The 7,004-nt window shown below is 65.8% G+C and carries 8 protein-coding genes; 3 read left to right on the forward strand and 5 right to left on the reverse strand.

Going from position 1 to position 7,004, the window contains the following annotated elements; all coding sequences use genetic code 11:
- Positions 1-48 precede the first annotated feature (48 nt).
- The 4 genes from DYI24_RS17745 to DYI24_RS17760 all read right to left on the reverse strand — a co-directional run bounded on the left by DYI24_RS17745 (position 49) and on the right by DYI24_RS17760 (position 4,056).
- On the reverse strand, positions 49-801 hold the full coding sequence (locus DYI24_RS17745; protein ID WP_164573239.1) for an ABC transporter ATP-binding protein: 753 nt from the start codon (positions 799-801) through the stop codon (positions 49-51).
- Positions 798-1,826: a branched-chain amino acid ABC transporter permease gene (locus DYI24_RS17750; RefSeq protein WP_164573240.1), complete on the reverse strand. Its 1,029-nt coding sequence runs from the start codon at positions 1,824-1,826 to the stop codon at positions 798-800. The genes DYI24_RS17745 and DYI24_RS17750 overlap by 4 nt, the downstream gene beginning before the upstream one ends.
- Positions 1,826-2,692: a branched-chain amino acid ABC transporter permease gene (locus DYI24_RS17755; protein ID WP_164573241.1), complete on the reverse strand. Its 867-nt coding sequence runs from the start codon at positions 2,690-2,692 to the stop codon at positions 1,826-1,828. The genes DYI24_RS17750 and DYI24_RS17755 overlap by 1 nt, the downstream gene beginning before the upstream one ends.
- A gap of 185 nt (positions 2,693-2,877) precedes the next feature.
- Positions 2,878-4,056, reverse strand: coding sequence for an ABC transporter substrate-binding protein (locus DYI24_RS17760; protein WP_164573242.1), 1,179 nt, complete (start codon positions 4,054-4,056; stop codon positions 2,878-2,880).
- 340 nt (positions 4,057-4,396) lie between these two features.
- Between DYI24_RS17760 and DYI24_RS17765 the strand changes: the two genes are divergently transcribed.
- Entirely contained in the window at positions 4,397-4,693 is a 297-nt protein-coding gene (locus tag DYI24_RS17765; RefSeq protein ID WP_164573245.1) for a hypothetical protein, read from the forward strand.
- 55 nt (positions 4,694-4,748) lie between these two features.
- Positions 4,749-5,336 carry a DUF2939 domain-containing protein gene (locus tag DYI24_RS17770; protein WP_164573243.1) on the forward strand — a complete coding sequence of 196 codons (588 nt, stop codon included), beginning with the start codon at positions 4,749-4,751 and terminating at the stop codon, positions 5,334-5,336.
- Positions 5,337-5,338: 2 nt separating this feature from the next.
- Here the strand turns inward: DYI24_RS17770 and purU are convergent, their stop codons facing one another.
- The gene (gene purU, locus DYI24_RS17775; RefSeq protein WP_107346704.1) at positions 5,339-6,202 is read right to left on the reverse strand and encodes a formyltetrahydrofolate deformylase; all 864 of its coding nucleotides are present in this window, start codon (positions 6,200-6,202) and stop codon (positions 5,339-5,341) included.
- Between the two features lie 131 nt (positions 6,203-6,333).
- On the opposite strand from purU, the gene DYI24_RS17780 reads away from it, so the two are divergent.
- Positions 6,334-7,004, forward strand: a 671-nt coding sequence (locus DYI24_RS17780) for a uroporphyrinogen-III synthase (RefSeq protein ID WP_164573244.1), incomplete at its 3' end; no start/stop codon positions are given.

Genomic DNA, 7,004 nt, shown 5'->3' on the forward strand with positions numbered 1-7,004 from the left:
AGTCAGACATTGGCCAGCTCAGGCATTTCGAACTCAGGCATTACGAGCTCAGACATGGGCATCCTCGCCGAGATAAACCGCCTTGACCTGCGGATCGCGCGCGACCTCTTCAGGCGTGCCTTCAGTCAGCAGCGCACCGGAGACCAGCACCGAGATGCGGTCGGCGAACGAGAACACCAAGTCCATGTCGTGCTCGATCAGCAGCACCGTCACCTCGCGCGGCAGGCCGGCGACCGCAGCGAGAATGTCGTGGCGCTCGCTCTCCGGCACACCCGCGGCGGGCTCGTCGAGCAGCAGCACCCGCGGCTTGGTGGCGATCGCTACCGCGATCTCTAGGAGGCGCTGCTTGCCATAGGGCAGCGTGCCGGTCGGCTCGTTCATCACGTCGAGCAGCTTGAAGCGCTCGAGGTTCTCGGCGATCTCGTCGTTGATATCGGCACGCGTGCCCATCCGCCGCCACCAGTCGCCGCCATGGCCGGAGCGCTCCGACACGGCGAGCCCAATGGTCTCGAGCGGCGTCAGGTCGGCATAGAGCTGGTTGATCTGGAAGGTGCGCGACAGCCCGAGGAGCACCCGCTTATGCACGGGCATATGGGTGATGTCGTGGCCTTCGAGCAGGATGCGGCCGCCGTTGGGCTTGAGCACGCCGGTGAGCTGGTTGATCACCGTGGTCTTGCCGGCGCCGTTGGGGCCGATCAGGGCATGGCGCGCGCCGGCTTCAACATTGAGCGACAGGTTGCGGGTGACGTTGAGCCCCCCGAAGTGTTTCTCCAGCCCGATGGTTTGCAGCGCCAGGGTCATTTAGCGCCTCCCGCCGCGGGCTTGCCGCCCCGCACCGCGCGCGCAATCGCACGCGGCAGGAAGAGCACCCAGCGATGCAGCCGCTCGCGGCCGATCAGCACGATCACCACCAGCACCAGCCCGATCCAGAACAGCCAGTATTGCGGCGTGAGGATCGAGAAGGTCTCCTGCAGCAGCTTGAACACCACCGCGCCGATCAGACCGCCATACAGATAACCTGTGCCGCCGAGCACCAGCACCAGGATCAGATCAGCCGAACGCTCGAACGAGAACACGTCGAGCGAGGCGAGCTGGGTGGTCTGGGTAAACAGCGCGCCGGCGATCCCCGCATAGAACGCCGCGAAGGTGTAGATCGCGACCAGCCGGGCGTTGACCGGGATGCCTACCGCCGAGGCGCGCAGCGGGTTGTTGCGGATCGCGCGCAGCGACAGGCCGAATGGCGAATGCACCACCCGGCGCGCCAGCAGGAACAGCACAAGCAGCACCGCAACGGTGTACCAGAATCCGACCTTGCCGAAGATGTCGAACTCGAAGATGCCGAGCAGCGGCTGCATTACGATCCCCTGCAGGCCGTCGGTGCCGCCGGTGATGTTGGAGAACCGCTCCGCCAGCGCTTCGAGCAGCAGCGCGATGCCGAGCGTCACCATCAGCCGGGTGAGATCGACGCCGCGAATAACCAGGAAGCTGGTGGCGAAGCCGAGCACAGCGGCGGCGAGGCCTGCGACCAGCAGCGCCAGCACCGGCTCGCCGACGATGCCGTGCAGCGCCAGCAGGCCGGCGCTATAGGCGCCAACGCCGAAGAATGCCGCATGACCGAGCGAGACGATGCCGGCATAGCCGAGGATCAGATCCAGCGACAGCGCAAACAGGCCGAGCCGGACGATCTCGGTCATGATCAGATAGCGCGACGGAAACAGCAGGCCGCAGCCGATCAGCACGGCCCAGAACGCTACTTCAGACCAGTGCCATCGCGCGGTACGGCGGGCATGGAAGCCGACAATTTCGGGAGGAGTCGACATGCTCATCAGCGCGCCGCGGTGCGGCCGAAGAGGCCATTGGGACGCCAGATCAGGATCACGATCATGATGGTGTAGATCACGAACGGCCCGAGCTTGGGCAGATAGTATTTGCCGGCGACGTCGCCGATGCCGAGCAGCAGCGAGGCGAGGAACGGCCCGGTGATCGAAGAGGAGCCGCCGACGGTGACGACGATCAGGAAGTAGATCATGAACTTCAGCGGGAAATACGGATCGAGCCCGAGGATCTCGGCGCTGAGCGCGCCGCCGAAGCCGGCCAGCCCGCAGCCGAACGCAAAGGTCAGCGCGAACACCTGCGGCACGTTGATGCCGAGGCCGCTGGCGACACGCGGATCATCAACCGCGGCACGCAGCCGGCTGCCGAACCGTGTCTTCGCCAGAGTCAGTTGCAGGCCGACGGTCAGGAGGCCGCAGATCACGATGATCATTAGCCGGTAGCGGCCGATGCCGACGCCGAACAGGTCGATCTGCCCCTGCAGCGCCTCCGGCAGCTGCATGAAGACCCGTGACGAGCCCATGATGTAGTCGACTGCGGCGACCGACATAAACACCAGCCCGACGCTGAACAGCACCTGATCGAGATGGGAGCGGGTGTAGAGATGCCGGTACAGCAGCCGCTCCAGCACCGCGCCGATCGCGGCGCTGGCGAGGAAGGCGAGCGGCAGCGCGGCGAAGAACGGCCAACCGGCGCGATTGACCAGCACCGCGCAGACATAGCCACCAGCCATCGCGAACGCGCCGTGCGCGAGATTGACGAAATTCATCAGGCCCAGCGTCACCGCCAACCCGCACGCGAGCACGAACAGCAGCATGCCGTACGCAACGCCGTCGAACAGGATGGTGAGCAGGGTCATAAAAGGAACAATCAGTTCTCTGTCGTCATTCCGGGGCGCTCGCGCCCGCGAGCGAACCCGGAATCCAGAGGTTGTTGACCGATCGAGATTCCGGGTTCGCGCTTCGCGCGCCCCGGAATGACGCGTGGATGTTCCCCGTCATACCCGGCTTGTCTCGGCCCTGACGACGGCTCGTCGCACCGCGACTACTTCTTCGTCTTGCCCGGGTCCTTGACCGCGTCGACCTTGTCGAACTCGACGTTGTAGAGCTCGCCGTCGACCTTCTCGACCTTGCGGATGTAGACGTTCTGGACGATGTCGCGGGTGTCGGGATCGATCGAGATCGGGCCGCGCGGGCTCTCCCAGGCCATGCCCTTCATCGCGGCGATCAGCGAGTCGCCGTCGGCCTTGCCGCCGGTCTTCTTCAGCGCTTCGTAAATCAAGTGGATGCCGTCGTAGCCGCCGACCGCCATGAAGCCCGGCCGCTGCCCGAATTCCTTCTTGTAAGCCGCGACGAACGCCTTGTTCTTCTCCGACGGATGCGCCGCCGAGTAGATATGCGCGGTGACCACGCCGATCGCGGCATCGCCCATGCTGTTCAACAGGTCGTCATCCATCACGTCGCCGGGGCCGATCACCTTGATGCCCGACTTGTCGAGGCCGCGCTCGGCGAACTGCTTCATGAAGTTGCCGCCCTGCCCGGCTGGCACGAACACGAACATCGCATCCGGCTTTGAGTCCTTGGCGCGCTGCAGGAACGGCGCGAAGTCCGGATTGGCGAGCGGCACCTTGACCTCTTCGACGATCTGGCCGCCGCCGGCGGTGAAGCGCTCCTTGAACGCAGCCAGCGCGTCGTTGCCGGGCGCGTAGTCGGACGTCAGCGTCACCACCTTCTTGATGCCGTTCTTCACCGCCCAGTCGCCGATCACAGTCGAGGACTGCGGCAGCGTGAACGAGGTGCGGACGATGTAGGGCGAACGCTCGGTGATGATCGAGGTGCCGGCCGCCATCACCACTTCGGGCACCTTCGCCTGGGTGGCGAGTGGCGCCGCGGCCAAAGCGGCGGGGGTGATGCCGAAGCCGGCGATCACGTTGACCTTGTCGTTGACGATCAGTTCCTGCGCGAGCCGCTTGGTGTTGTCCGGCACCGCAGCGTCGTCCTTCAGGATCACTTCGATTTTCTTGCCGGCGACGGTGTCACCGTTCTGCTTGATGTAAAGCTTGATGGCGTTGTCGATCTGCTTGCCTGTCGACGCTTGGCCGCTGGTCATCGGCACGATCAGGCCGATCTTCACGATGTCCTCGGCGTGCGCCACCGCGATCAGCGCGGCGCCTGCCAGAGCGATGCAGGCTGCCTGCAACAGCGTTCGTCTGCCCATCCGCATGAGTGTTTCCTTTTCCCTTGCCTCTTTGTCGAGGCTTATGGCCCATCCCACCTTAGCCGACGCAGCGTGGCACTGTCTCACCAAGCGCGCGATGGTCGGCGGGCGGAGCGTCGAGGCGCCGGATGATGTCCCACCGGCCGACGATAGCGAGATTGCCGACGATCCGACGTCCACGGTTCCGCCGCAGGCTTGGCCATATCATTGCCACGGAAACTGAAATGATGGTGCGATATCAGGTATGCTGTTATCCAATAGCGGTGCGGGTTTGGAACGTTCGTCGGAACGCGGTAGACAGTTGCGCCGGCGCCTTCTGCCGGTGACGACGAAGCGAGATGGTTCGATGCGAGTTGGGTTGGTTCGGGGGCTGCGCGGAGCGTGCGTCGTGGTGATGCTGGGCGCGCTGACGGGCTGCGGCTCGATCAACAGCGCGCTCACCACCGGGATGGCGGACTATGTGCCGCAGTGGGCCGGCGGATTGCCGGCGGACGCCCCGCCGCGCCCTGGTACCGCCAGGTACGACGCCTATATGAAGGAGCAGGAACGGCTCCGGAAAATGCCGGCGGCCGAGCGGGAGAAGCTCGAAGCGGCAAAGGCCGCCGAAGCCGGACAGCCGCCTGCGGGCGCGCCGGCCCGATAGGACGAACGCCAGCGGTCGTCCTCAACTCCCGCGTCTCTCGGAGTTTTGGACCATCATGCGCTGGTTCTTCGGCGGCCTCGCCGCGCTCATCATCCTGGTCATCGTCTATGTCGGCTCCGCAGTCGTCTCGCTTGGCGGCCTTGCCGACGCGGTGCGCAGCGGCGACGGCGCTGGCGTGATCGCCCGCACCGACTTCAAATCGCTGACGCAGTCGTTGGTCGACCAGATCGTCGCGGCCTATCTCGAACGGATCGGTCAGACCCGCGAGATCCGTCCCTCCGAGCGCATGCTGGTGCGCGCCGCCGGCCTTGGCATCGCCGACGCAATGATCGCCAAGATGCTGACGCCGGACCATCTGACGCAGCTGCTGAAGACCGGAAAGCTCGAAGGCGTTCAGGACCTGCCGCCGATCGCCGGTCTGCCTCGGCTCGGCACCATCGACACCAAGAACGTGCTGGCGACGCTCGGCCGGTTCCGCTTCGTCGAGCCGGTCGAGTTCGCGGTGCGGATCAGCGACACCACCGATGCCGACAGCTACAGCGAAATCCGGCTGCACTTCGCCGGCTCGGGCTGGCAGCTCGCCGGCCTCGTGCTGCCGGGCAACATCGTCCGCGAGCTCGCGGCAACGCTACCGGTGAAATAGCCTCAGTCGGTGAACACCACCGTCTTGCGACCGTTGAGGATCACCCGGTCGTCGAGGTGATAGTGCAGCGCCCGGGACAGCACCCGGCGCTCGATATCGCGGCCCTTGCGCACCAGATCGGCCGGGGTGTCGCGATGGCTGATGCGTTCGACGTCCTGATCGATGATCGGGCCTTCGTCGAGCGCGCTGGTGACGTAATGCGCGGTGGCGCCGATCAGCTTGACGCCGCGGTCGAACGCCTGGTGGTACGGCTTCGCACCTTTGAAGCCCGGCAGGAACGAGTGGTGGATGTTGATGCAGCGGCCGGCGAGCCGCGCCGACATCTCGTCCGACAGGATTTGCATATAGCGCGCCAGCACCACCAGATCGGTGTGGGTCTGGGCGATCAGCGCGGTGATCGCCGCCTCCTGCTGTCGCCGCGTCTCCTTGTTCACCGGGAAGTGGTAGAATGGGATGTCGCCGAAATCGAACCCGCTGAAGGTCTCGCGCGGGTGGTTGGAGACGATCGCGGTCGGGATCATGTGCAGGTCGCCGACCCGCCAGCGATACAGAATGTCCGCCAGACAGTGGTCGGACTGCGACACCAGCAGCATCACCTTGCGCCGGGTCTCGCGGTCCCGCATGTGCCAGCCCATCGTGAACTTGGCAGCGATCACGCCGAAGCCGGTCCGCAGCGACGCCAGCGGAATCACCTTCTCGGCGGCGTTGAACACAACCCGCATGAAGAAGTGGCCGCTCTCGGTATCGTTGTATTGCTGCGCGTCGAGAATGTTCTGCCCGTTCTCGAACAGAAACGTGCTCACCGCGGAGACGATCCCGGCACGATCCGGGCACGACAGAGTCAGGACATACTGATGATGGGGCATGGCGATCTGGGCGGCAGCGCCGGCGGCGCTGGAACTCGTTGCGGTGCCCTGCTGTAGCATCGCCGCGTCGCTTGCGCCAATCCCGGAGACCGGCGCAAGATGCCCCGACAATGGGCGAATGGCGAGACTGCATGGCCGAGCGGCTCCAAGGCACCCGTATCCTGATCCTGGAGAACCGCGAGGAGGCTCAGTTCGCCCGGCTGCTGGCCGAACAGGGCGCCGACGTCCTGCAGTGCCCGATGTTCGAAATCCGCGATGCGCCCGACCCGGCCCCGGTCTCGGCCTGGATCGACCGGCTGATCACCGCGCCGTTCGACGATCTGGTGCTGCTGACCGGCGAAGGGCTGCGGCGCCTGACCAAGCTCGCCCGCGCGACCGGCCGCGAGCAGCCTTTCGCCGCGGCCGTGGGCCGGACGCGAACCTTCATCCGGGGACCGAAGCCGGGCCGCGCCCTGCGCGAGATCGGGCTGGAGCCGCAGGTGACTGCCGAAGCGCCGACCTCCGAGGGCGTCGCCGCCACGCTGAAACGTTATGATCTCGCGGGCCGCCGGATCGGCGTTCAGCTCTATCCCGAACGTGACCACGCCGCGCTGCTCGATGCCATCACGGCGCAAGGTGCGATCGTCGATGCGGTGCTGCCTTATGCCTACGACGCGCGCGCGGCTGAACAGACCGTCGTCACCGCTGTCGAGGAGATGGCGGAAGGACGCGTCGCTGCGCTGGCGCTGACCAGTTCCGGTCAGGTGCGGCGGCTGTTCGACGTCGCCCACGCACACCCCTGCCAAGACCGCCTGCGCGAGGG

This window comes from Rhodopseudomonas sp. BR0C11 (assembly GCF_010820945.1).
Lineage (GTDB): Bacteria > Pseudomonadota > Alphaproteobacteria > Rhizobiales > Xanthobacteraceae > Rhodopseudomonas > Rhodopseudomonas palustris_H.